The organism is Labrys miyagiensis (genome assembly GCF_030160835.1).
Classification (GTDB): Bacteria; Pseudomonadota; Alphaproteobacteria; order Rhizobiales; family Labraceae; genus Labrys; species Labrys miyagiensis.
Genome location: NZ_BSPC01000015.1, coordinates 119,331 through 139,410, shown reverse-complemented (window position 1 = coordinate 139,410; position 20,080 = coordinate 119,331). Strand labels below are relative to the sequence as shown.

Sequence of the window (20,080 nt, the reverse complement as noted above, 5' to 3'; positions counted from 1 at the left end):
TGCTCCTCAGCGATAGAGGACGGCCTTGGCCGCCCCGACGACATCAGCCACGCTTGGCAGGGCCAGCTTTTCCAGGTTGGCCGCATAAGGCATCGGCACATCCTTGCCCGACACGCGAGCGACCGGCGCGTCGAGATAGTCGAAGGCCTGCTCGTTGACGCGGGCGGCGATCTCCGAGCCGACGCCGGACTGCTGCCAGCCTTCCTCGAGCACCACGCAGCGCGCCGTCTTCTGCACCGAAGCGATCACGGTGGCGGTGTCGAGCGGACGCAGGGAGCGCATGTCGATCACCTCGGCGTCGATCCCCTCGCTCGCCAGGGCCTCGGCGGCCTTGAGCACATAGGTCATGCCAATCGACCAGGCGACCAGCGTGACGTCCTTGCCCGGCTTGACAACCTTGGCCTTGCCGATCGGCACGACGAAATCGTCGAGCTTGGGCACGGGGCCGCTATGGCCGTAGAGAATCTCGTTCTCGAGAAACACCACCGGATTGGGATCGCGGATGGCGGCCTTGAGCAAGCCCTTGTAATCGGCCGCCGAATGCGGGGCGACGACCTTGAGGCCCGGCACATGCGAATACCAGGAACCGTAATCCTGGCTGTGCTGGGCAGCCACGCGGGCGGCGGCCCCGTTGGGGCCGCGGAACACGATCGGACAGCCCATCTGGCCGCCGGACATGTAGAGCGTCTTGGCAGCGGAGTTGATGATGTGGTCGATCGCCTGCATGGCGAAGTTGAAGGTCATGAACTCGACCACGGGGCGAAGGCCGGTCATGGCCGCGCCCACGGCGACGCCGGCAAAGCCGTGTTCGGTGATCGGGGTATCGACCACGCGGCGCGGGCCGAACTCCTGCAGGAGGCCCTGCGTGATCTTGTAGGCGCCCTGGTACTCGGCGACTTCCTCGCCGATGACGAAGACGCTGCCGTCGAGGCGCATCTCCTCGGCCATGGCATCGCGCAGGGCTTCGCGAACCGTCTGGGTGACGAATTCGGTGCCCGCCGGGATCTCGCCCGAAGCATCATGCGCTTCGATAGGCGCGGGGGCCGACTGCACCACCGCCGGAGCGGCTGGGGCTTGGGCCGCCGCGGCAGGCGCAGGAGCCGAAGCGGCGGCGGGCGCGGGTGCCGATTCACCTTCGCCCTGGATGAAGGCAATCTTGGTGTTGACGGCGACATTGTCGGTGCCCTCGGGCACCAGGATCTGGCTGAGCACGCCCTCGTCGATGGCTTCGACTTCCATCGTCGCCTTGTCGGTTTCGATCTCGGCGATCACGTCACCGGACTTGATGGTGTCGCCTTCTTTTTTCAGCCATTTGGAAAGCTTGCCCTGCTCCATGGTCGGCGAGAGAGCGGGCATCAGGATATCAGGCATGGGTGCCTCGAATTCTGGAGAGTAATTTTTGCGAGCGAAAGGAACGTGAAGAAAACGTCCTGAAGGTCACTTCAGGATGTCGCTCCACAGCTCCGAGGGATCGGGCTCGGCGTCATTGGTGGCGAAATCGGCGGCCTCGTTGACGACATCGCGGATATCGGAATCGATCTTCTTCAATTCCTCCTCCGACACGCCATGCTCGCCGAGGAGACGCGCGCGGCTCTGCTCGATCGGATCGTGCTCGGTGCGCATCTTCTGGACTTCGTCCTTCGAGCGGTACTTCGCCGGATCGGACATCGAATGGCCGCGATAGCGGTACGTCAGCATTTCCAGGATATAGGGGCCCTTGCCGGAGCGGGCATGCTCGATCGCCTTCTGGGCGGCGGCATAGACGGCGCGCACATCCATGCCGTCGACCTGTTCGCCGGGGATGTTGAAGGAGACGCCACGGCGGGAGAAATCGGTCTGCGCGGAAGCACGGTTCACCGAGGTGCCCATGGCATATTTGTTGTTCTCGATGACATAGACCACCGGCAGCTTCCACAGGGCCGCCATGTTGAAGCTCTCATAGACTTGGCCTTGGTTGGCCGCGCCGTCGCCGAAATAGGTGAGGCTCACCTTGCCGTCGCTGCGATAGGCATTGGCGAAGGCGAGGCCCGTGCCGAGCGAGACCTGGGCGCCGACGATGCCGTGGCCGCCATAGAAGGCCTTCTCGACCGAGAACATGTGCATCGAGCCGCCCTTGCCGTGCGAATAGCCGCCACGGCGTCCCGTCAGCTCCGCCATCACGCCGCGCGCCGCCATGCCGGCGGCGATCATATGGCCATGGTCGCGATAACCGGTGATGACCTGGTCGCCCTCGCGAGTGGCGGCCTGCATGCCGACGACCACCGCTTCCTGGCCGATATAGAGGTGGCAGAAACCACCGATCAGGCCCATGCCATACATCTGGCCCGCTTTTTCCTCGAAGCGGCGGATCAGCAGCATCTCCCGGTAAGCCTGCAATTCCTGCGCATGGGAGAATGATGATGTCACCTTGCTCGCTCCCCCCGTCTTGCCCGATCGGGCGGCAGGTTTGGAAGCTTTGCTAGCAGTAGCAACGGCCTTCGCGGCTGTAGCGGCCATGGACCCTCCGAATATTGATGGCTTAGCTTGGGGAACAGCTAGCGCATCCCTCATCAAAAAGCGAGAGGCAGGCCAGAATGCTGCAGTGCAACATATTGAATGCACAACGAAATTGGCAATCAACCAAATTTCAGTTTATTTCACAATAAACCGAAATCCAGTTATCATTCGACACAAAATCGTTGCAGTGTTTCCAGTTGCAGAGGGCAATGGGAAACGAAAATCGATTTACTGTGGAGGGAAGCGCAATAAGCGGAAAGCCAAGCCTACTTGCCCAGCAACACTACGATGTCATTGGGGTCGACGAGACCAAGGAGTTCGCGCGATTTTTCCTCGAGCATGTCCGGGTCGATCGTCTGGGCCTTGAGCAGGTTCACGCGCCGCTCCAGCGCCTGATGCTCGTCCCGCAATTGGGCGAGCTCGTTGGTCAAATCCTGCCTCTGCTTGTCAAATTGGTGCTGCGCCTGGATGCCGTGGTCGCCATTGAAGGCCTGGTAGGAGAAATACGCGATGGCGGCAGCGGTTCCCAGGAAGAGCGCCAGCTGGTTGAGGATTGCCCGGATGCGTGTGCGAATGACCATGTCTGCACGCTAGCCCGCGATGGTTGATTTTGTGTTGATGGTCCATGCTGCAACGCAAAAACCAGCCGCTTTTTCGCCCTACTATGCTGCCGTGGCAGGCCCGCCATGCAAAATCAGAGCACAAAAATGCCGGGAAGCGGGGTGCCTCCCGGCATTTGCATAGCTCAGCAGGCTATTCGAGCGATCAGGCGAGCGCCTTGAGGGCTGCGCGGCCGCTATAGAGGGACTGCGTACCGAGGGCTTCCTCGATGCGCAGAAGCTGGTTGTACTTGGCCGTGCGGTCGGAACGGGCGAGCGAGCCGGTCTTGATCTGCCCGCAATTGGTGGCGACGGCGAGATCGGCAATGGTCGAATCCTCCGTCTCGCCCGAACGGTGCGACATCACCGCGCGGTAGCCGGCCTTGTGGGCCATCTCGACGGCGGCAAGCGTCTCGGTGAGCGTGCCGATCTGGTTGACCTTGACGAGGATGGCATTGGCCATGCCCTTCTTGATGCCCATCGACAGACGCTCGGTGTTGGTGACGAAGAGATCGTCGCCCACTAACTGCACCTTGTTGCCGATCTTGTCGGTGAGGAGCTTCCAGCCTTCGAAATCGTCCTCGGACAGGCCGTCCTCAATGGAGACGATCGGATAATCCTTGGCGAGCGAGGCCAGATAGTCGGCCTGTTCGGCGATCGAACGCTTCACGCCCTCGCCCGAATAATCGTAGACGCCATCCTTGAAGAACTCGGTGGCGGCGCAGTCGAGCGCCAGCATCACGTCGTCGCCCGGCTTGTAGCCAGCCTTCTCGATGGCGGTCATCACGAAGTCGAGCGCGGCCTTGGCCGAAGGCAGGTTCGGGGCAAAGCCGCCTTCGTCGCCGACATTGGTGTTGTGGCCGGCGCTCTTCAACGCGCCCTTCAGTGTGTGGAAGATCTCGGCCCCCATGCGCAGGCTTTCGGCGAAGGTCGGCGCGCCCACCGGCATCACCATGAATTCCTGGAAATCGATCGGGTTGTCGGCATGCACGCCGCCATTGACGATGTTCATCATCGGCACCGGCAGGGTGCGGGCGGACGGGCCGCCGACATAGCGCCACAGCGGCAGACCAGCAGATTGGGCTGCGGCCTTGGCGACGGCGAGCGAGACGCCGAGGATGGCGTTGGCGCCCAGGCGCGCCTTGTTCTTGGTGCCGTCGAGATCGATCATGGTCTGATCGATCTGAATCTGGTCTTCGGCATCGAGGCCGCCAAGCGCCTCGTAGATCTCGCCGTTGACGGCTTCCACCGCCTTCTCGACGCCCTTGCCGCCATAGCGCTTGCCGCCATCACGCAACTCGACCGCCTCATGCGCCCCCGTCGAGGCGCCCGAGGGAACCGCAGCCCGGCCCGTGGAGCCGTCTTCCAGCAAGACATCAACCTCAACCGTGGGATTGCCGCGGCTGTCGAGAATTTCGCGCGCGATGATGTCGCTGATTGCGGTCATGAGGCTGCTCCTGTTTCGGGTCCAATGGTGTCCGCCGCGCTCATAGCGGATGAAGCGCCCGGGCGGAAGACCAAAAGAACGTCATCGAAACGCCATGCTGGGAGCGCGGACATTCTGTCCGCTCTTGGAAACGGTGCGGTCAACGATAAAGAAAGAGCGGACGAGGACGTCCGCGCTCCCGGCTTCACGCCCGCGCCGGCTTTTGCGGCAGCAATCTCGCCTGCACTTCGTCGATCATGGCCTCGCGCACCGGCGTCATCCCGCCGGCGGCTTCCGCGACTTCATGCAGGAGTTCGATCAGATCCCGCTTTTCATCGGGCGAGAGCTTCTTGTCGAAGATCGGGGCCAATTCACGGAACAGGACCGAGAAGCTCGGCGTGTTGCGGGCGACATATTCGGCAAACGTGCGATGCTCGACCACCTTGTCGCCATAGCCGAAGACATGGCGGGCGGCATCATCCACCAAGGTGGCGGCGCCTGGCAGCAATACATCATCGACGCTGCCAAGCTTGATCATCAGGGCCAGAGCGCCGTCCCGTGGTTCGGTGACGGAGCGCACTGCCGCGCGCGCCTCCGCGTCGCGGCTGCGCTGGGCTCGCCTCGCCCTCGCTGCGGTACTGAACTGGGCGGCAATCGCATCCATTCCATCAAGCCGGATCAGCCAGTAGACAAACAAACCGACCAGCCCACTCAGGATGGCAACTATTTCGGGCATCAGCCTTCCCCATCGTCAATACAGGTCTATTGCCATGAGTTTTTAGCAATGTCACGACAGCGTCGGTTCTGCCGGGAACACGTCAACAGTGTTGATCGTTCGGTTTATTCACCAAGCGGTGCAGCTTGCATCCTGCAGCGAAATAGCCGATTGCCTTCCACCGATCAGATCTGCTCGGAATTGAGGAAATGACATCCTTCGACGCATCGACGCTGCAGCTCGGCAGCGATAGCAAGATACCCGCTTCGCCGGAAGAGGCGCGGCTCGACCGCGTGCCCAACCCGCAGGCGGACACGCTCTATCTCACCCGCTTCACCTGCCCGGAATTCACCTCGCTCTGCCCGGTGACCGGCCAGCCGGATTTTGCCCATCTCGTCATCGACTATGCGCCGAAGGACTGGCTGGTGGAATCCAAGTCGCTGAAGCTCTACCTGACCAGCTTCCGCAACCATGGCGCCTTCCATGAGGACTGCACGGTCGCCGTGGGCCGCAAGCTGGTGGAACTCCTGGAGCCGCATTGGCTGCGCATCGGCGGCTATTGGTATCCGCGCGGCGGCATTCCCATCGATGTGTTCTGGCAGACGGGCAAGCCGCCCGAAAGCCTCTGGCTGCCCGACCAGGGCGTGCCCACCTATCGTGGGCGAGGTTAGACTGGGAGCGCGGACATCTTGTCCGCCTCTTGGAAACGATAGGTGAGCGTAGATGGGCGCGATCGAAGGTCAGTACCCTTGTCTTTTGGGACAACGGTTCAAGAGGCGGACAAGATGTCCGCGCTCCCAGTTAGCTCTTGGCGATGTCGTCGAACTGCTTCAGGCGCTTGAGCAGGGCCTCGAGCTGGTTGAGCGGCACCATGTTCGGGCCGTCGGAGGGCGCCTTGTCCGGGTCCTGATGCGTCTCGATGAACACGGCGGCGACGCCGACTGCTACGGCCGCCCGCGCCAGAACCGGCACGAATTCGCGCTGGCCGCCGGATGACGTCCCCTGCCCGCCCGGCTGCTGCACCGAATGGGTGGCATCGAACACCACGGGCGCACCGGTCTGCTCCGCCATGATCGGCAGGCCGCGGAAGTCGGTCACCAGCGTGTTGTAGCCGAAGGAGGCGCCGCGCTCGGTCACCAGAACATTGGGATTGCCGGCCTCGGTGATCTTGGCCACGACATTCTTCATGTCCCAGGGCGCCAGGAACTGGCCCTTCTTGACATTGACGACGCGGCCGGTATGGGCGGCGGCCAGCAGGAGGTCGGTCTGGCGCGAGAGGAAGGCGGGGATCTGCAGCACGTCCACCACCTCGGCGACCTTGGCGCACTGGTCGTTCTCATGCACATCCGTGATCACGGGCAAGCCGAATTTCTCGCGGACCTCGGCGAAGATGGGCAGCGCGTTGTCGAGGCCGACGCCACGCCCGCCCTTGGCCGACGTGCGGTTCGCCTTGTCGAAGGAGCTCTTGTAGATCAGGCCGATGCCGAGCCTGTCGGTGATCTCCTTGATGCCGGCGGCCATCTCCATGGCGTGATCGCGGCTCTCCATGGCGCAAGGGCCGGCGATCAGAGTGAATGGCAGGTCATTGCCGATACGGAGCTTGCCGAGGGAGACAATGGGGTTGGCTGCGGTCATGATCGATCCGGAATTGAGAGGTGGCCAAAAGCGCTGGACTGCAGATAGAGTGCATGGAGGCCAAACACAACCCGGGCCTCCGGGCGTTGCCATGGGTGAGAAGGGCGCGCCAAGCGCGGAGTGGCGGTCTCCGACCGCCACTATTCCACCGCCACATCCGGGAGCGGCAAAGATGGCGGTCAGAGACCGCCACTCCCCCCATCTGTCACGCTGCCTTCGGTTCTTCGAAGATCAGGGCCGTGCCGAAATTATCCGCTCCCGCAACGGCGAGGTGCTTGCGATGACGGACAAAAGGAATACCAGCCTCTTCCAGGCGAGCAGCCAGCGGTTCCAGCGGCGCCGTCACCTTGAAAGCGGCAAGGCGCGGCCCGTGGTCGAGCGACAGAGCAGGCTCGAGGCCAAGCACGTCGCGATAGCAATCCGGCGACATCGCTTCCACGGAGCCCCTTGGCGTGACGATCGCCATGTTGCGGGCTCCGGCGCAAAGCGCGCGCGAACCTGTAAAGGCCTCGAAGAAGGGCACGGTGGCGGCCGGCGCTTCGGCCAGCATGACGATGCCGCCAAGCTTGCTGGCGCCATTGGGATGGGCCTGGAAGGCCGGGTTCCAGAAATTCTGCGGCTCGTGATGCTGGCAGGAAAAACAGCCGATGTCGGGCATCGCCGGATCGGCGGCAAAGGTGAGCGTGAAGGCGACGCGCACCTTCGAGCCATCGGGCTTCATCGCGAGGCGCTCGAAGAAGAAGGACTCGAACCCACCGATGCCGGCCACATCGAAGGCCTGCCTGTCGGCCGGCGCATCCCGCGATTCCACCACCAGCATGGCAAAGCCATCGCCGTATTGGTCGAGATGGCGCGCAACGGCCCAAGCGAAACTGAATTTGCCTGGTTCGGGCGGCATTATCTCGGCCCCCTCGCCCATCGTTATCAGCTCCAGGAAGATACCCGGAAATTGCACGATGCGGTTTTCCGTGCCCCACGGGTGTCGGTTGCGGGCGCCGACGATGAAGCCCATTGCCTGGTAATGAGCAGCTGCCGCGTCCAGATCGCGCGTGGCGAGGACGAGATGATCGAGACCGCGAGACATCGGGAAGCTCCTGGGAGCGCGGACATCTTGTCCGCCTCTTGGCTGTCAGCGAATGCTGCAAACAGTTCAGTCGCCAGAAAGAAAGAGGCGGACAAGATGTCCGCGCTCCCGGTCAGAACAGCCGGCTCTGCTCGACTGCCGCCGCGATGAAGCTCGAAAACAGCGGATGCGGCTCGAACGGGCGCGACTTCAGTTCCGGATGATATTGCACGCCGATGAACCAGGGATGATCTTGATATTCGATCGTCTCCGGCAGCAGGCCATCCGGCGAGGTGCCGCAGAACACCATGCCCTTGTCCTCCAGCCGTTCGCGGTAGGACATGTTCACTTCGTAGCGATGGCGGTGGCGCTCGGAGATCGAGGTCGTGTCATAGATCTGCGAGATCTTCGAACCCCGCTTCAGCGTCGCCTGGTAGGCGCCGAGGCGCATGGTGCCGCCTAGATCGCCGCCCTGGGCGCGCTGTTCGAGTTCGTTGCCCTTCATCCACTCGGTCATCAGGCCAACGACGGGTTCCTTGGCCGGGCCGAATTCGCTGGAATTGGCGTCCTTGATGCCGGCGAGAGAGCGGGCGCCTTCGATCACCGCCATCTGCATGCCAAAGCAGATGCCGAAATAAGGCACCTTGCGCTCGCGTGCGAAGGTCACCGCCTTGATCTTGCCTTCGGCGCCGCGCTGACCGAAGCCGCCCGGCACGAGGATGCCATGTACATGCTCCAGATGCGGCGTCGGATCGTCCTGCTCGAAGATCTCGCTCTCGATCCAGTCGAGTTTGACCTTGACGCCATTGGCGATGCCGCCATGGGTCAGCGCCTCGGTGAGCGACTTATAGGCATCCTTCAAGCCGGTATATTTGCCGACGATGGCGATGGTGACCTCGCCTTCGGGATTGTGGATGGTCTGCGAGATCTTCTTCCAGCGCGACAGATTGGGCTCCGGCGCGTCGGTGATGCCGAAGGCAGCCAGGACTTCGGCGTCGAAGCCCTGCTCGTGATAGGCAACCGGCACATCGTAGATCGAGCCGACATCGCGTGCCTCTATCACCGCCGTCTCGCGCACGTTGCAGAACAAGGCGAGCTTGCGGCGCTCCTCCTTGGGAATGGCGCGATCGGAGCGGCAGAGCAGGATGTCGGGCTGGATACCGATGGAACGCAGTTCGGCCACCGAATGCTGCGTCGGCTTGGTCTTGAGCTCGCCCGCCGAGGGAATGAAGGGCAGCAGCGTCAAATGCGTGTAAATGCACGCACCGCGCGGCAGGTCATTCTTGATCTGGCGGATCGCTTCGAAGAAGGGCAGGCCTTCGATGTCACCCACCGTGCCGCCGATCTCGACCAGCACGAAATCGATGCCGTCATTGCCCTTCAGGACGAAGTCCTTGATGGCATTGGTGACGTGGGGGATGACCTGGATCGTCGCGCCGAGATAGTCGCCCCGCCGCTCCTTGGTGATGATGTCGAGATAGATCCGGCCGGTGGTGATATTGTCGTCCTTCGAGGCCGGACGGCCCGTGAAACGCTCGTAATGGCCGAGATCGAGATCGGTCTCCGCACCGTCGTCGGTGACGAAGACCTCGCCATGCTCATACGGGCTCATCGTGCCCGGATCGACATTGAGGTAAGGATCGAGCTTGCGCAAACGAACCTTGAAGCCGCGCGCCTGCAGGAGCGCGCCGAGGGCGGCTGAGGCCAAACCTTTGCCAAGCGAGGAGACCACGCCGCCGGTGATGAAAATGTACCGCGTCATGGACCCCCACTTAGACAAAAACAAAACGATTCGACGAGCGGGCAATCGCTGCCCGCAGGATTATTTTGCAATCAGCTCGAAACGCCGGCGCGGATGCGCCGGGTCGGAGGCTTTACGGGTTGGACGGTGCCGGCTGGGACGGCTGAGAGCCGCCCTGGAGCTGGTCGAACACCGAGCCGCCGCTATTGTTGGCGGGCGGAGCCGCCGGCTGCTGCGGCGCGGCCGGAGCGCTCGGCTGGGACTGCGTTGCCGGAGCCGTCGGGCTGAAGCGGTCGAGCAGCGAGCCCGTATTGCCCTGGTGATTGGCGAGGATCGTCAGCAGGAGGCTGGTGACGAAGAAGGCCGCCGCCAGGCCCGCGGTGGCGCGGGTCAACAGATTCGCCTGGCCGCGTCCGGTCATGAAGCCGCCCGTTCCACCGCCAATGCCGAGGCCGCCGCCCTCCGAGCGCTGCAACAGCACTACGATGACAAGGGCGATAACCACCAACAGGTGGATCGTGATGAGAACGGTTTGCATTGTCTGATCCGGATATAATTCGCGCGCGTTCCTACACGAAGCAGAAGCCGCTGGCTACCCCGCGCATATGGTTGGGGACTGGCAAATACGCCAGTCCCCCTCTTATGACGACTTCTTGCGGCTTTCAAGAAAAGCCTGATGCTCACGCACCAACTCGCCCGAAAGGGCCTTGGCGATCAACTGCCGAGTTTCGGGGACGCCGTAGATGGCGGCAAAGGATCCGAACCGCGGGCCACGCTGCTCGCCGAGCAGGATACGATAGAGCGTATTGAACCACTCCAGCGAAACGCCGGGGCGCTCAGGCGTCGCACCCTTCGCCTTGAAGTCCTGGTAGGGCGGCAGGGCGCGGCCCACGTCGTAGACCGTTTCCTGGATCGTCGCGGCATCGGCGTCATCAGGCAAATTGCCAAGCGCTTCGGACAGGCGTTCCAAGGCGACCTTCTCATCGGCCGTCGGCTCGGCATAGGCCTTGGCAGGTTTCACGAAGTCCTGGAAATAGCGGATGGCATAACCGACCAGAGCGTCAAGCCTTGGATGGGTCGCCGGACTGACGCCGGGGGCATATCGCTGCAGGAAGGCCCAGAGCACATCCTTCGATTCGGCATTCGCCACAGCCACGAGATTGAGCAGGAGAGCAAAGGTCACCGAGGTGCCCTGGTTCGCCCCTCCCACTGTCTCCGGTGCAGGCGGGTGGCCCGTATGAATATGCCAGACCGGATTGCCGAGGCGGTTCTTCCAATCCTGCCGTTCATAGCCCCCCAGGAACTGCAGATACTCGTCCACGGCACGCGGAATGACATCGAAATAGAGCCGCTTCGCCTCGCGCGGCTTCTGATACATATAAAGAGCAAGGCTGTCGGGAGAGGCATAGGTCAGCCACTCGTCGATCGACAGCCCGTTGCCCTTGGTCTTCGAGATCTTCTGCCCCCGCTCGTCGAGGAAGAGCTCGTAGTTGAAGCCATCCGGCGGCGTGCCGCCGAGAGCGCGGACAATCTCCGAGGAAAGCTTTACGGAATCGATCAGGTCCTTGCCGGCCATCTCGTAGTCGACGTCGAGCGCATACCAGCGCATCGCCCAGTCCGGCTTCCATTGCAGCTTGCAGTGGCCGCCTGTCACGGGCGTCTCGAAACGCTCCCCCGTATCGGGATCGCGCCAGACGATGGTTCCGGCCTCCGGGCGCGACTCTTCGACCGGCACCTGCATGACGATGCCCGTCTTCGGATGAACAGGCAGGAAGGGCGAATAGGTCGAGGCGCGCTCCTCACGCAGGCTCGGCAGCATCACCGCCATCACCTTGTCGATGTTGCGCAGCATGTGCAGCAGCGCCGCGTCGAACATGCCCGAGGTGTAGCAGGTGGTCGAGGACAGGAACTCGTACTTGAAGCCGAAACTGTCGAGGAAGCGGCGCAGCATCGCATTGTTGTGATGCGCGAAGCTCTCATACTCCCCGAACGGATCGGGCACCTTGGTGAGGGGCTTGCCGAGATTGGCCTGCAGCAACGCCTGGTTCGGCACATTGCCGGGCACCTTGCGCAGCCCGTCCATGTCGTCGGAAAAGGCGACGAGGCGCGTCGGCACCTTGCCCTCCGTCAGCACCTCGAAGGCATGGCGCACCATCGAGGTGCGGGCGACCTCGCCGAAGGTGCCGATGTGCGGCAGGCCCGAGGGACCATAGCCGGTCTCGAACAGGATCTCTTTTTTGTCTCCTGCCCGCTTCTGCAGACGAGTGACGAGCTTCCTCGCCTCCTCGAACGGCCAGGCAGCGGAGACATTGGCGGCCGCGACGAGCTCGGCCGGGAAGAGATTTGACATGTTCGATCCGATATTTTCTGCTGCCTGTGGCAAGGCCCTCGAAGCAATGGGTGAAACGATTGACTTTTGCCGGCCACAGGCGGAAGGCACAGCCATATTCAGGCTGGCCCGAAGCGTCAATGAGCGGCATCGGCAAAAGGAGACGGCGTAGGGCGTTTCGTCAGGTATGGTTTGGGGTTTGATGAGGTCAAAAATGGCCAAATGGGAGGACCATTGCGCACGCCGATACATCCGTATCGGCAAGCGATACGACGCTGCAGTTGGCCATTTTTCACCTCACCTCTCCGCGGCGGGGCGATTTTGGCCGATGAGCGCGTCGTCCTTCGTAGCAAGCCGCAAGGCTTGCGTCCTCGAACTCCTTCTCCTCGGCCAAAATCGCTCCCGTCAAACCCAATCCATACCTGACGAAACGCCCTAAGACAGTCCATGACGATTTTCGATTACCTCTCCGCCGCCATCGCCACCATGCTTGTGGTCGTCGATCCGCCGGGTCTCGGCCCGATCTTCCTGGGTGTGACGCGTGGCATGACCAAACCGCAGCGCCATTCGGTGGGATTGCGCGCCAGCGTGATCGGCTTCGGCGTGCTCGCCTTCTTCGCGGTGGCGGGCGAGCCCTTCCTCAGGCTCCTCGGCATCACCACGCCGGCCTTCCGCATCGCAGGCGGCCTCCTACTTTTCGCCATCGCCTTCGAAATGGTGTTCGATCGCTCGCAGGTGCGCAAGAGCGAGACGGCCGAGACCGCGATCACCAAGGATTTCATCTCGAACGTCGCCGCCTTCCCGCTTGCCATCCCGCTGATCGCCGGGCCAGGCGCCATCACCGGCGTGATGCTGCTGTCGGCGCAGGCTCACGGCGACCTGTTGAAGTTCGCTGTGCTTTTCCTGGTGCTCGGCTTCGTGACCCTGTGCTGCTTCATTTCCTTCAAACTTGCCGACGTCATCAACAAGCTGCTCGGCGTCACCGGCAATGTCGTGCTCACCCGCCTGCTCGGCATCGTGCTGGCAGCGCTGGCGGTGCAGTTCATGGTGGACGGGGTGCGGGCGATCGTGGTGGGATAGGTCTGACCACACCTTTTGAGCCTCGGGGCCGCTTCGTGTTCAAACCTGCAAGGACGCTCTTTCTCGCATTCGCCCTGTCGTCAGCCGCCTTGGCGCCGGCTGTGGCGCAGACGCCGGACGTCAGCCAGACCATCGACACCGTGCTTGGCGACCACGCCAAATATCAGGCCGTGATCGCGGCCCTGCAGGCGGGCGTGAAGAACAGGGACGCCGCTGCCGTCGCCGCCCTCGTGAGCTATCCGATCACCGTGAAGATCCATGGCAAGAAGACCAGGATCAAGACGGCGGCCGACTTTGCCAAGAATTACGACGCCATCATCACACCGGCCATCGCCGCGGTGATCGAGGACCAGAACTATGACGACCTCCTCGTCAACGCCCAGGGCATCATGTTCGGCAAGGGCGAAGTGTGGATCAGCGGCATCTGCAAGGACACGGCCTGCCGCCAATCGGATGTGAAGGTCGTCACCATCCAGGCGAGTGCGTCCTGACAAAGGCCCGATCGGCCTTCCCTGTGCTGGAAGAGCGAACAGCAAAGGGGCGACCGAGAGGCCGCCCCTTTGTTCAAGCCGATCGACGCGCCGAAACGGGCATCAGAACGGAATATCGTCATCCATGTCGGCGGAGGAGTATTTGCTTGCGCTGGCCGGCGCCGGGCGACGCTCCATCGGGCTCGAGGAGCCGAAATCATTGCCCTGGTAGCCGCCGGAACTGCCGGCACCGGCTTCACCGCCGCCGCCCCGTCCATCCAGAAGCGTCATCTCGCCGCGATAGCGCTGCAGCACGATCTCAGTGGAGTACTTCTCGGCGCCCGAAGCGTCGTTGTATTTACGGGTCTGCAGCTGGCCTTCGATATAGACCTTCGAGCCCTTCTTCAGATATTGCTCGGCAATACGGGCAAGGCCTTCGTTGAAGATCACCACATTGTGCCACTCTGTGCGCTCCTTGCGCTCGCCCGTGGCCTTGTCACGCCAGGTCTCCGCCGTGGCGATGCGCAGATTGACCACCGGCTCGCCCGAATTGAGCCGCCGGATTTCCGGGTCGCGCCCGAGATTGCCAACCAGAATAACCTTGTTCACCGAGCCTGACATCGAGGCTTCCTTCCTTCGCTCAACAGCATGCAACGCTTTTCCGCGCGCACGCCAACCGGTCCCTACAGGGACGCATCCTTCGCTCTGCTCTATCACGACCCGGCAGAGGAAACGCTGGCATGTTCGCCTCCGCCCTCGGCTATCCCCAGAGAAATGCAGGGGAGAAAGCGTCAAGAGCCCCGGCATTTGTTCCATATTTGTTCACACAAAGCAAGGGCTGGCTTTAACATCCGGCTAACCATCCCGAGGGATGCAGGGAGGCCGTGGAGAACGCACGAATCATGTGGGAAGCTGCTATTTTGGGGCAATAAGGCCTTGCCTTTGGCAGTCGAGCCGCCCAACAAGTCAGGCTCCACCGCGAAGGAACATGGCTCTCCACCGCGCTTTCGCCACATTGGACGTGCAGGGGAGCGCACCGCTCAAAAAGAAGAGCTTTTTACGAGGGCAGCAACATGGCAGGACTTGGACAACAGCGCGAAGCGACCGATGGCGCCAACACGGTGGCGGCTTTGGGTTTGCGGCGCGCGGCTTTGCGCGGCATGCTCGCTTCCCCGATCATCGATGCCGATGACCAGAAGGGCCTTCGCGACGAACTGATCAGCGAACTGCGTTCGATCGCCAATTCGATCTCCCGCGCGCCGGCCAAGAATGCAGTCGAGCTCTGCGCCAAGCTCGACGTGCTCGGTGAAGAATATCGCCCTGATGGCGACAGCGGCTCGATCCGTGAGCTGATCGCGTCGATCCGCCGCGACGTCGTCAGCCTCACCGCCCGCCCGGCGGCGCAGGAGCGCGCTTCATTCCAGACCATCCGCCCGCTCCACAATGCGCGTCCGGCCGAGCAGCAGCCCGCCGCGACCGAAGCGCCGACCGCCGAGACGAAAAACGACGCCGAATAAGTCCGGCGCCATCATCATTCGATAAAAAGCCCCGGCGGATCACGGATCCGCCGGGGCTTTTTCGTTCGTCACCGCATGGGTCCGAGCATAGGAAAGGCGGGACCGCTCCCGCCTCTCGCGCAACGCCTGCAATATTTACTGGGCGTTGTTGTTATTGTTGTCGTCTCCGCCGCCGGCGCCATTGCCGCCGTTGTCGCTATCGTCACCACCGGGAGCCGTGCCCGGATTGAGGACCTGGCCATTGATGCTGACCGCCTTGGTGTCGCCGTCGAAGTCGATGGCCCAGACGGCCTTGCCGTCAGCGGTCTTGGCAAGCCCCTTGGCGAAGGCAACCAGCATCGGCATGTTCGGCACCTGGGCCTTGCCCAGTGCGTCCGAAAGCTTGTCGAGATCGGCGGTCGAGATGATCACCGTGCCCTTCTTGTCCGGGAACACGTTCATCGAACCTTCGGCGCTCAGCGCACCGGCCGGCGCCGAGAGGGTCGAGGGCGACAGCGTGACGTGCGGCTGGCCGCCCATCACGATCTGCAGAGCCTGGGCCGACACTTCGTCCGGAATCGGCGGCTCCTTGGTAACGTCGAAGTTCTGGATGGCGAGGCGCGCCAGGGCGTCGAGGTCGACGCCCTCGAACTTGAGGGCGATATTGCCCTGAGCGGGAACGAGAGGCCCGGCCCAGGCGGGAATGACCGGCGTATCAGGCAGCTTCAGCCCGTTATATTTGATGCCGAGGCCGTAGGAGGCCTGCTTCACGGCACCGGTCAGGCCGACATTCTCCTCGATCGAATCGAGGGTCACAGGGCCGATCGGCGTGTCGACATTGACGCCATTCAGCGTAACCTTCCCGGACAGATTGTTCCAAAGAGGCAGCGCCGCGGTCAGCTTCTGCTTAATGTCGCCCTGTTGGGCGGCGATGTCAGCCTTGTCGCCGGCCTTGGCAGCGATACCGATGATGTCGAGGACGGTGCCGATCTGGAAATTCTCGGCCGTGCTCTCGCTGGTCGCCGTCTTGGCCGTGACCTTGATGGTGAGCGGCTTGTCCTTGCCCACGATGGTTTCGACAAAATCGGACATCGTGCCGGCGGTGGAGATGGTCACGCCGCCCCCGTTGCCGGCCACGCCCGTTATCTTGGAGGTAATGGCGCCGACGGAAACGGTGGCGTCGCTCTGCGGCGAGCTGACGGCCGCCGAAGCCGAGGGGCAGGTCGTCTCGTAGCTCGAGAAGACGGAGAGCTTGGGATCGAAGGTGCCGGAGCTCTTGCAGGCGGCGGTGAACTTCACGCTGGACTGATCATCGCCCTCTGTCTTGGCGAAGCTGTAGTTGAACGGGGACTCGCTGGTCACCGCATAGGTGCCATCGGCATTAGGCGTCGCCAGATAGGTGATCGGATCCATGCTGACTGTGACGCCGCTCTTCTTGATATGGGCGAAGGTCGGCGTGAGATCGAGCTTCACGGCGTAGGCCGAACCCTGGGGCGTGATGCTCACGATGCCCTTGTCGAACAGAGCCGGGCCGAAGGTCTTGGTCAGGGAATCCTGGAGCTGCTTGGCTCCATCCGCCGAGACGCTCTGGGCGAAGGCGGGAGCAGCGAACAGGGTCGCCGCCAGCAACGTGCCTTTCAGAGCAGCCAGGGAGGCAAGTTTGCGACGTTTCATGCCAAAAGCGTGCATGGATTTTCCTTCGGTGGGTAAGAGCCGTTTCGCGCGGCCGCATTGTTATCGCAAAACAATGGGGCGCGCACGCGCGACTTCGTGAAAAACTGCAAAACGATCAGAACCGGCGGGGAGCCGGAACAACAACACTAGGCCCGGATAAAAGGGGAAAGGAGGTGCCCAAACGCACAAGACACACTGCAAACACTCCTTGCTGGCGACGCATGCCAATACATCCGACCTGCCTTTACGTTTCTATACTTCGACGAGGCGCATTGGCAGTTCCATGCGTGACAGAGGCGTTAATTGCCGTCACCATGACGCTTTCCGGCAACAGGCTTGCGACGAAGCGGCCTCGCAAGAGAGAATTGCTGCACCAAGCATTTACGCTTTAGCAGCATTATGCGATGGAAACACGTGCCCTTGATGGTGGTTCGGTGTTAGATCTGCATCCCTGCCGTCCGAAGAATTGGAAGCGACAATGACAATCCTCAAGATCCTCACCGCCGTCTTCATCCTGTCGGGTCTCGCTGCCTGCGCCAGCTACTACGGCCAGGCGGACCACACTCCTGTCTACGTCGTGCAGCCCGACAACCCGTTCCCGCGCTGAGCCGGGAAGTATTGGACGGATTTTTTTAAAGCGGCCCGCCGGACCGCATTGCCACAGCTACAAGCCGGTTTGCGGGCGGCAGCCAGACTATGCGGGAGCCTTGTCGACAGCGACGGGGCTCTTTTTGCGTAAACCGGTCGCCTTGGCAGAGAGCCGGCGCGAAGCAGCCTTGGCGCGCTTCTTGCCGTTTCCCCCGCCGCTATCGCGGTTCTCCGCGGGGCGCTCCCCGGCCTTCATGACCTTTTCGGCGGCCGCCGCGCACTCATCCCTGAATTTCTGGACCTCTTCTTCGCTGAGATGCTCGATACCGATGAAGCTGTCCTGCGCCGCACTGGTGAGCAGCAGTTCGTCGAGCTTGGCCTGCAGGGCGGCCGTATCGCGGTTCTGGGTATTCTGGATCAGGAACACCATCAGGAAGGTTACGATGGTGGTGCTGGTATTGATGATGAGCTGCCAGGTATCGGAAAAGCCGAAGAACGGCCCGGACGCTGCCCAGATGAGGACGACGGCGCAGCAGGCCATGAACGTTGCCGGATGTCCCGCTGCTTTCGCGACCCTGTCGGCGGCCCTCCCGAATATCTGGACCAGTTTCATGGTGAACGACCTTTGCTATGGCTCGATGCCCATGCATCAGCTCCGGAGCCTGCCAGCATAACGCCCAGACCCCGTGCCCGGTTCAGGTCAAGGCTTCCGTTCTTCCGAAATTGGCATCTTCCTTGCCTGGTATTTTCCGGCCAACAGCAGGCCCCTGTCATCTGTTCGTTGCCGACATGCGCCAAAGGGGCCCCTTATCTCCCGCGTGCCGGAACAAATCGTGGAGACATTGGATATGCCGAGCAGGCTCCAAAATCATCGAGTTTGGCTCAATGGGCGCGAGACCGACCTCACGCTGGAGGCCGGCTTCTGGGCGGCTCTGGGACAGATCGCCAGGAAGCAGCGCCGCAGCGTGGAATGCCTGCTTTGCGAGCTTGAAGAGGCCCGACCCAAGCGCGGCCTGCGCTCCGCCGTCATCGAATTCGTGCTGACGAACGCCTGACGGGGTCCTGGTGTCTTGCCTGGCGGAGACGCAGTCCGCCTAAATTTTTATGTAACCACTTGATATCTTGTATTTATTTCGTGACACATAACATTCCTCCCTACTCTCTTCCCTACTGCGTTTTGCGGTTTTAGGGATGAAATGGACTACAAAATCTGCGACTCCACACGGCGATCTGGGCGCCTAGAATCAAGAAAAGCCTGCCAATCACGGCAGGCTTTTCTCATGGTGTCGGGTCGCGTCCAATAGGTGCCTTGCCATCCATGCCGGCAGGGCACTCCTTTCAAGCTAAGACAGCCTCAGCGCCCTGGGTCCAGAGTTGTGATGCGCCGGAGTGCTCGAGGGAGATGGGACGAACGACCGTCTAATAAATCACGTAAATCACGCCGACATCACGGCGCCCAGTCTTGTTGCAATCCGAATGGCCTACTACTTTTGAGGAATCCACTTCGGGATAGGTTGTCAACAAGCCGGAGCTGGCGGGACTGGCAATGCGTGGTGTTAATACGGCGGCGGACATCTTGGTTCTCGCCCTTCTGGGGATCACTTCTTTTCTTTTCCTATCAGGCCATGGCACCTCTGCGGTTATCGCCCTGGCTTTCGCTATTTCAGCGCTTCTGGGTGCCCTCACGGCTAGGTAGCCACAAGCGCCATCAGCCCGGCGAGAAACAGGGTGCGGAGAAGTATGGGGGCGCTCCGTGCATAAAAAAGCCGTCCGAGGAGCAGCGTTGAGGTTTTAAATATCACGAATTCAGTATTCTGCGACTTTATTTGGTATCTTCAGACGCTTTTTTCGTCGAAAGATCTTGGGAACAAGCTTGTTCCTGGTCTCGTTTACTACTTGTGGCTTTCGCGGACGGCGTAGCCTTATTCCGCCGCCATGCTGGCCATCTCCCCATTTTTTGACGTACATGCCCTGTTGAGGGATGACATCGCATGTGGATTCGGCAGTCTTTTCGGCAGAAATATATATGCCGACAAGGTGCCCGGTATTGAACCCTCCGAAGGCGAGCCCTTCCAAGCTTCCAGGCTCATAATCAAAAATGAGCCATGGTTTATTGTTATGGTCTACGGAGTAAAGAAATATTTGGCATTCATGAATAATGAAATTGTTCGCCATGTAGTAATCATAAAACAATGTTGGCGAAAACATATAAAATCCGTGATCTACATGATTAGATGATGGAGATGAATGTATAATCCTGCCGCCTATCTTCAGCATTTCGAATATATTTCGAAGAGAAGACCGAATATCAAAAACGTGTTCTATTGTTCCACCATCATATATCATGTCGAAGCGGCCGGAGAGCGCTTCAGGAATCGGCTTATTCAGATCATGAACATACGTCGCCTGTTCGAAGTCGGAATAATCCATGCTTTCGACAGTCGAAAACCCAAGCTCTGAGAAGAAACTACCATCGTCGAGATACGATGGATCGAGCAGAGGTTTGAAGATATTCTCAGGCGAAATATCCCGCTTGAGTTTCGCTGCATGAAGCGCGGCTAGCAGATCGAGTTCGGCTTGTGTAATGAACAAATGCTGCCGACCCAGCTGCAAGACAGTACCTGAAAAAGGTAGATGTCTTGCCTCTTCTAATAGAAAACGGGCACCTCCACGGGATATTCCCATAGCCGTACTTACCCCTATTCGACCGCATTTCATGTCGCTATCATAACCAAATGCAAAGCGTCTATATAAATGGATCGGACGGA

20 protein-coding genes are annotated in these 20,080 nt (G+C 61.2%); 6 read left to right on the top strand and 14 right to left on the bottom strand.

Translation table 11 applies throughout. The features are described 5' to 3' along the window. Window positions 1-6: 6 nt before the first annotated feature. The 5 genes from QQL24_RS09070 to QQL24_RS09050 form a co-directional block, all read right to left on the bottom strand. Window positions 7-1,371, bottom strand: coding sequence for a pyruvate dehydrogenase complex E1 component subunit beta (locus QQL24_RS09070; protein ID WP_284311656.1), 1,365 nt, complete (start codon window positions 1,369-1,371; stop codon window positions 7-9). 66 nt (window positions 1,372-1,437) lie between these two features. Beyond that, the gene (gene pdhA, locus QQL24_RS09065) at window positions 1,438-2,496 is read right to left on the bottom strand and encodes a pyruvate dehydrogenase (acetyl-transferring) E1 component subunit alpha (protein WP_284311655.1); all 1,059 of its coding nucleotides are present in this window, start codon (window positions 2,494-2,496) and stop codon (window positions 1,438-1,440) included. Window positions 2,497-2,762: 266 nt separating this feature from the next. After that, a complete protein-coding gene (locus QQL24_RS09060; protein ID WP_284311654.1) occupies window positions 2,763-3,077 on the bottom strand; it encodes an FtsB family cell division protein in 315 nt (104 codons plus the stop codon). A gap of 184 nt (window positions 3,078-3,261) precedes the next feature. Continuing rightward, a complete protein-coding gene (gene eno, locus QQL24_RS09055) occupies window positions 3,262-4,542 on the bottom strand; it encodes a phosphopyruvate hydratase (RefSeq protein WP_284311653.1) in 1,281 nt (426 codons plus the stop codon). 184 nt (window positions 4,543-4,726) lie between these two features. Beyond that, complete coding sequence (locus tag QQL24_RS09050) at window positions 4,727-5,257, bottom strand: tellurite resistance TerB family protein (protein ID WP_284311652.1); 531 nt, start codon at window positions 5,255-5,257, stop codon at window positions 4,727-4,729. Window positions 5,258-5,445: 188 nt separating this feature from the next. On the opposite strand from QQL24_RS09050, the gene queF reads away from it, so the two are divergent. Then, window positions 5,446-5,907, top strand: coding sequence for a preQ(1) synthase (gene queF / locus QQL24_RS09045; RefSeq protein WP_284311651.1), 462 nt, complete (start codon window positions 5,446-5,448; stop codon window positions 5,905-5,907). A 130-nt stretch (window positions 5,908-6,037) separates the two neighbouring features. On the opposite strand, the gene kdsA is transcribed toward queF, so the two are convergent. From kdsA to QQL24_RS09020, 5 genes are all read right to left on the bottom strand, one after another. Further along, window positions 6,038-6,871 carry a 3-deoxy-8-phosphooctulonate synthase gene (gene kdsA, locus QQL24_RS09040; RefSeq protein WP_284311650.1) on the bottom strand — a complete coding sequence of 278 codons (834 nt, stop codon included), beginning with the start codon at window positions 6,869-6,871 and terminating at the stop codon, window positions 6,038-6,040. A 205-nt stretch (window positions 6,872-7,076) separates the two neighbouring features. Next, window positions 7,077-7,955, bottom strand: a complete 879-nt coding sequence (locus QQL24_RS09035) for a VOC family protein (protein WP_284311649.1) — start codon at window positions 7,953-7,955, stop codon at window positions 7,077-7,079. A gap of 112 nt (window positions 7,956-8,067) precedes the next feature. Beyond that, window positions 8,068-9,696 carry a CTP synthase gene (gene pyrG, locus QQL24_RS09030; RefSeq protein ID WP_284311648.1) on the bottom strand — a complete coding sequence of 543 codons (1,629 nt, stop codon included), beginning with the start codon at window positions 9,694-9,696 and terminating at the stop codon, window positions 8,068-8,070. A gap of 112 nt (window positions 9,697-9,808) precedes the next feature. After that, on the bottom strand, window positions 9,809-10,213 hold the full coding sequence (secG, locus tag QQL24_RS09025) for a preprotein translocase subunit SecG (RefSeq protein ID WP_284311647.1): 405 nt from the start codon (window positions 10,211-10,213) through the stop codon (window positions 9,809-9,811). A gap of 102 nt (window positions 10,214-10,315) precedes the next feature. After that, window positions 10,316-12,025: a lysine--tRNA ligase gene (locus QQL24_RS09020; RefSeq protein WP_284311646.1), complete on the bottom strand. Its 1,710-nt coding sequence runs from the start codon at window positions 12,023-12,025 to the stop codon at window positions 10,316-10,318. A gap of 426 nt (window positions 12,026-12,451) precedes the next feature. Between QQL24_RS09020 and QQL24_RS09015 the strand changes: the two genes are divergently transcribed. Both QQL24_RS09015 and QQL24_RS09010 read left to right on the top strand, forming a co-directional pair. Then, window positions 12,452-13,084 carry a MarC family protein gene (locus QQL24_RS09015; RefSeq protein ID WP_284311645.1) on the top strand — a complete coding sequence of 211 codons (633 nt, stop codon included), beginning with the start codon at window positions 12,452-12,454 and terminating at the stop codon, window positions 13,082-13,084. Between the two features lie 35 nt (window positions 13,085-13,119). Continuing rightward, the gene (locus QQL24_RS09010; RefSeq protein WP_284311644.1) at window positions 13,120-13,575 is read left to right on the top strand and encodes a hypothetical protein; all 456 of its coding nucleotides are present in this window, start codon (window positions 13,120-13,122) and stop codon (window positions 13,573-13,575) included. Between the two features lie 102 nt (window positions 13,576-13,677). On the opposite strand, the gene ssb is transcribed toward QQL24_RS09010, so the two are convergent. Next, window positions 13,678-14,175: a single-stranded DNA-binding protein gene (gene ssb / locus QQL24_RS09005; protein ID WP_284311643.1), complete on the bottom strand. Its 498-nt coding sequence runs from the start codon at window positions 14,173-14,175 to the stop codon at window positions 13,678-13,680. 452 nt (window positions 14,176-14,627) lie between these two features. On the opposite strand from ssb, the gene QQL24_RS09000 reads away from it, so the two are divergent. Beyond that, entirely contained in the window at window positions 14,628-15,071 is a 444-nt protein-coding gene (locus QQL24_RS09000) for a hypothetical protein (RefSeq protein WP_284311642.1), read from the top strand. 135 nt (window positions 15,072-15,206) lie between these two features. Here QQL24_RS09000 and QQL24_RS08995 read toward each other — a convergent pair whose 3' ends face one another. Beyond that, window positions 15,207-16,724, bottom strand: coding sequence for a hypothetical protein (locus QQL24_RS08995; protein ID WP_284311641.1), 1,518 nt, complete (start codon window positions 16,722-16,724; stop codon window positions 15,207-15,209). A 478-nt stretch (window positions 16,725-17,202) separates the two neighbouring features. Between QQL24_RS08995 and QQL24_RS08990 the strand changes: the two genes are divergently transcribed. Continuing rightward, on the top strand, window positions 17,203-17,331 hold the full coding sequence (locus QQL24_RS08990; protein WP_284311640.1) for a hypothetical protein: 129 nt from the start codon (window positions 17,203-17,205) through the stop codon (window positions 17,329-17,331). 87 nt (window positions 17,332-17,418) lie between these two features. Here QQL24_RS08990 and QQL24_RS08985 read toward each other — a convergent pair whose 3' ends face one another. After that, complete coding sequence (locus QQL24_RS08985; protein ID WP_284311639.1) at window positions 17,419-17,925, bottom strand: low affinity iron permease family protein; 507 nt, start codon at window positions 17,923-17,925, stop codon at window positions 17,419-17,421. Window positions 17,926-18,160: 235 nt separating this feature from the next. Between QQL24_RS08985 and QQL24_RS08980 the strand changes: the two genes are divergently transcribed. Further along, complete coding sequence (locus QQL24_RS08980) at window positions 18,161-18,367, top strand: ribbon-helix-helix domain-containing protein (RefSeq protein WP_284311638.1); 207 nt, start codon at window positions 18,161-18,163, stop codon at window positions 18,365-18,367. A gap of 751 nt (window positions 18,368-19,118) precedes the next feature. Here QQL24_RS08980 and QQL24_RS08975 read toward each other — a convergent pair. Beyond that, window positions 19,119-19,997 carry a class I SAM-dependent methyltransferase gene (locus tag QQL24_RS08975; RefSeq protein ID WP_284311637.1) on the bottom strand — a complete coding sequence of 293 codons (879 nt, stop codon included), beginning with the start codon at window positions 19,995-19,997 and terminating at the stop codon, window positions 19,119-19,121. Between the last annotated feature and the right edge of the window lie 83 nt (window positions 19,998-20,080).

Coding starts and splice junctions, on each gene's coding strand:
- queF (WP_284311651.1), top strand. CDS start 5,446: ATGACATCCTTCGACGCATCGACGCTGCAGCTCGGCAGCGATAGCAAG.
- QQL24_RS09070 (WP_284311656.1), bottom strand. CDS start 1,371: ATGCCTGATATCCTGATGCCCGCTCTCTCGCCGACCATGGAGCAGGGC.
- QQL24_RS09050 (WP_284311652.1), bottom strand. CDS start 5,257: ATGCCCGAAATAGTTGCCATCCTGAGTGGGCTGGTCGGTTTGTTTGTC.
- QQL24_RS08995 (WP_284311641.1), bottom strand. CDS start 16,724: ATGAAACGTCGCAAACTTGCCTCCCTGGCTGCTCTGAAAGGCACGTTG.
- QQL24_RS09020 (WP_284311646.1), bottom strand. CDS start 12,025: ATGTCAAATCTCTTCCCGGCCGAGCTCGTCGCGGCCGCCAATGTCTCC.
- QQL24_RS09000 (WP_284311642.1), top strand. CDS start 14,628: ATGGCAGGACTTGGACAACAGCGCGAAGCGACCGATGGCGCCAACACG.
- QQL24_RS08990 (WP_284311640.1), top strand. CDS start 17,203: ATGACAATCCTCAAGATCCTCACCGCCGTCTTCATCCTGTCGGGTCTC.
- pdhA (WP_284311655.1), bottom strand. CDS start 2,496: ATGGCCGCTACAGCCGCGAAGGCCGTTGCTACTGCTAGCAAAGCTTCC.
- eno (WP_284311653.1), bottom strand. CDS start 4,542: ATGACCGCAATCAGCGACATCATCGCGCGCGAAATTCTCGACAGCCGC.
- QQL24_RS08985 (WP_284311639.1), bottom strand. CDS start 17,925: ATGAAACTGGTCCAGATATTCGGGAGGGCCGCCGACAGGGTCGCGAAA.
- secG (WP_284311647.1), bottom strand. CDS start 10,213: ATGCAAACCGTTCTCATCACGATCCACCTGTTGGTGGTTATCGCCCTT.
- pyrG (WP_284311648.1), bottom strand. CDS start 9,696: ATGACGCGGTACATTTTCATCACCGGCGGCGTGGTCTCCTCGCTTGGC.
- QQL24_RS08980 (WP_284311638.1), top strand. CDS start 18,161: ATGCCGAGCAGGCTCCAAAATCATCGAGTTTGGCTCAATGGGCGCGAG.
- ssb (WP_284311643.1), bottom strand. CDS start 14,175: ATGTCAGGCTCGGTGAACAAGGTTATTCTGGTTGGCAATCTCGGGCGC.
- QQL24_RS09015 (WP_284311645.1), top strand. CDS start 12,452: ATGACGATTTTCGATTACCTCTCCGCCGCCATCGCCACCATGCTTGTG.
- QQL24_RS08975 (WP_284311637.1), bottom strand. CDS start 19,997: ATGGGAATATCCCGTGGAGGTGCCCGTTTTCTATTAGAAGAGGCAAGA.
- QQL24_RS09035 (WP_284311649.1), bottom strand. CDS start 7,955: ATGTCTCGCGGTCTCGATCATCTCGTCCTCGCCACGCGCGATCTGGAC.
- QQL24_RS09060 (WP_284311654.1), bottom strand. CDS start 3,077: ATGGTCATTCGCACACGCATCCGGGCAATCCTCAACCAGCTGGCGCTC.
- kdsA (WP_284311650.1), bottom strand. CDS start 6,871: ATGACCGCAGCCAACCCCATTGTCTCCCTCGGCAAGCTCCGTATCGGC.